The sequence below is a fragment of the Moorena sp. SIO1F2 genome, from assembly GCF_010672755.1.
In the GTDB taxonomy this organism is placed as follows: Bacteria; Cyanobacteriota; Cyanobacteriia; order Cyanobacteriales; family Coleofasciculaceae; genus Moorena.
The window spans coordinates 1-3,102 of the sequence record NZ_JAAHFV010000535.1; the positions used below are offsets into that span (position 1 = coordinate 1).

1 protein-coding gene and 1 pseudogene are annotated in these 3,102 nt (G+C 46.5%); both read right to left on the reverse strand.

What is annotated here, in order from left to right:
- Positions 1–358: 358 nt before the first annotated feature.
- Entirely contained in the window at positions 359–2,896 is a 2,538-nt protein-coding gene (gene priA, locus F6J94_RS32320; protein WP_293047719.1) for a primosomal protein N', read from the reverse strand.
- Between the two features lie 10 nt (positions 2,897–2,906).
- A pseudogene (locus tag F6J94_RS32325) lies at positions 2,907–3,102 on the reverse strand (hypothetical protein); the annotation flags it as partial.

A 3,102-nucleotide genomic window follows, 5' to 3' on the forward strand; every position in this document is an offset into this window, starting at 1 on the left:
TGTAGGGAATTAAGAATTGAGAATTAAGAATTAAGAATTAAGAATTAAGAATTGGGAATTGGGAATTGGGAATCGGGAATCGGGAATCGGGAATCGGGAATCGGGAATCGGGAATTAAGAATTAAGAATTAAGAATTAAGAATTGGGAATTGGGAATCGGGAATCGGGAATCGGGAATCGGTAATCGGGAATCGAAATTATCACAATTTATTTAGGTTCCCTATAACTTTCAACTTTCAACTTTCAACTCCTAACTTTCAACCTTCAACCAACCTTAAGCCTTCAACCAACCTTCAACCTTCAACCTTTAAACCTTCAACCTTCAACCTACTTTAAACCTTCAACTAACTTATACCTTTCAGCTTATATTCAACGGATTAACATCAATAGTCAAGCTAATATCTGGAGGACACATATCCTGTAATTCCCGCCAATTCAGTAACTTTGCGGGCACAGTAGGAGGAAACTTAAGCAAAATCTGCCATCGATAGCGACGAGCAACCCGGATCACACTGGCTGGTGCTGGTCCTAGGATATCGTATTCGGCTTCAGGAGTATCTAACCTGTCGGCTAAATCCTCCGCTACCTTCTCTACCACCACAGCATCCAATCCACTTATGCGCAACAGAATCAAATCACCATAAGGGGGATAGTTCAGTGCTGCCCGTTGTTCCAATTCGTCCGAGATAAACGACTGATAATTATGAGTTTTGACAGCCTGAATCACAGGATGGTCTGGGGAATAAGTTTGAATAATCACCTGACCAGGGTCATCCCCACGACCGGCACGACCTGCCACCTGAGTTAAGGTTTGGAATGCCCGCTCGGATGCTCTATAGTCTGACAAATACAGTAATCCATCTGCTGCTACCACTCCCACCAGTGTCACCTGAGCCAAATCTAATCCTTTGGTCAGCATTTGGGTTCCCACCAACAAGTCAGCTTCGCGATTAGCAAATTGAGTTAACAAAGTGCGATGAGCATTCTTGGTACGAGTGGTATCACTGTCAAATCGGATAATTCGCAGCTCTGGAAACAGCTTGGCCAAATCTTGAACAACCCGCTGAGTACCACTACCGAAAAATTTCAGGTAGGGAGAACTACATTCTGGACAACTACGGGGATGGAGTTGTCCGAAATTGCAATAGTGGCACCGCAATACTTGAGTAGCCCCTTCATGAGTATAGTGATAGGACAAGGAAACATCACAGTTAGGGCATTCCAACACATGACCGCAACTACGACAAGACACAAACGTACTGTGTCCCCTGCGGGGGATAAATAAAATCCCCTGTTTCTCTTGTTCCTTTAGTCGTCTCAAGCTGTCTTGGAGAGAACGGCTAAAAATCGACCGATTCCCAGCTTGTAACTCCTGCCTCATATCCACAATTTCCACTGGTGGCAGGGGTCTTGATTGAATCCGTTCCGGTAGAGATAAGTAATGAGTGCTAAGTTCTGGATGCTGAGGAGGTGAACAGGTGAAGGGTTGAACCTCAGGAGCTGAAGAGGTCAGGGCATTAATTTCACTACCGATCTGACCATCTCTCGCTCCCCCCATCACCTTAATACTGACCCAGCTTTCTACCGAAGGAGTAGCTGAACCTAAAATCAGAGGACAATTTTCTAATTCTGCTCGCCATTGGGCAACGGTGCGAGCGTGGTAGGTAGGAATGGGTTGGTCTTGCTTGAAGCTAGAGTCGTGTTCTTCATCTAAAACAATTAATCCCAACTGGGGCAAAGGGGCAAAAACAGCAGAACGAGTCCCAATCACCACTTGTGGCTCACCTGGGATCATCTGTCGCCAGGTATCATAGCGCTCCCCTTTATTCAAGGCACTGTGGTAAACCCGAACTTTGTCACCAAAGCGAGCCCGGAAACGGTCAGTAATTTGAGGAGTTAAGCCAATTTCCGGCACCAACACCAAAGCGGATTTCCCTTGCGCTAGGATTGGTGCGATCGCTTGTAGATAGACCTCCGTTTTCCCAGACCCAGTCACCCCATGCAACAGCACTTGGGCAAAGCCATCGAGATTATTAATCATGTCTAATGCATGGGATTGGGCATTTGTCAAGTTTTTGGGGGCATCTGTAGCCATGGTTGGTGAAGTCGCACTGCGCAATACTTCCCTAGGCTCAATCACCACATATCCCTTATCTTCCAAAGAATTTATAGTTGACGAACTAACATTACAAATTTGTGATAGTTCACTCAACCACAAATCTCCTCCACGACGGCGTAGCACCTCCAATACTTCCCGTTGCCGTCGAGTCAGATCAGGCCGATTGAGATTACCCACCAGAGTCACAGCTTTCTTGAGCTTAGGACGAGTTGGCTTAGGAGCTTCCAGATAACTTTCCACCCAACCTCGCTTGAGCAGGTGACGTAATCCTGCTTTAGCCCCCTTTACCTGACGTTGGAGGTATTGCCAGCTGTAATCCCCATTGGGTTTAGCCTGGAGAATCTCCAAAATCTTACTTGCGGCTGAATTATTGACAAAGACATGAGCCTCTTTAGGCAAGACCGAGGAATTGAGGCGAATTCGACGCTGCGATCGCCCTAACAGTCCTGGAGGTAAGGCAGACCGAATCACTTGGATTAGAGGGGTGCAGTAGTACTGAGCCACCCGCTCTAACAGTTGGCAGTAGGAACTTGGAAAGAAACCGGGACTGATCACCTCCTCTACGTCCTTAATTTTCTCCAGTGGTAAGTTTGGGGGTGGAGAGTCTACAATCCGAATAGCGATCGCTCCTAGCTGTTGAGTCCCGAATGACACACTCAGAACATCTCCAGGATTGATTGAAACATCCAATGCATTACGATAAGTATATATACCTTGGACTCCTGGACAATCTACTAGGACTTCAACCCACTTTTCTTGGCCACCATAGCCCCCCAATTCTGGGGGGCTAGGGCGTGTCTTCTTGCCTCGGAGATCCCCCGTTGGTCCCCCTTAGCAAGGGGGATTTTTCCCAGCTTGATAACTGATAACTGATAACTGATAACTGATAACTGAATGCTGAATGCTGAATGCTGAATGCTGAATGCTGAATGCTGAATGCTGATAACTGATAGCTGATAGCTGAATGCTTAAGTGCGATCGCG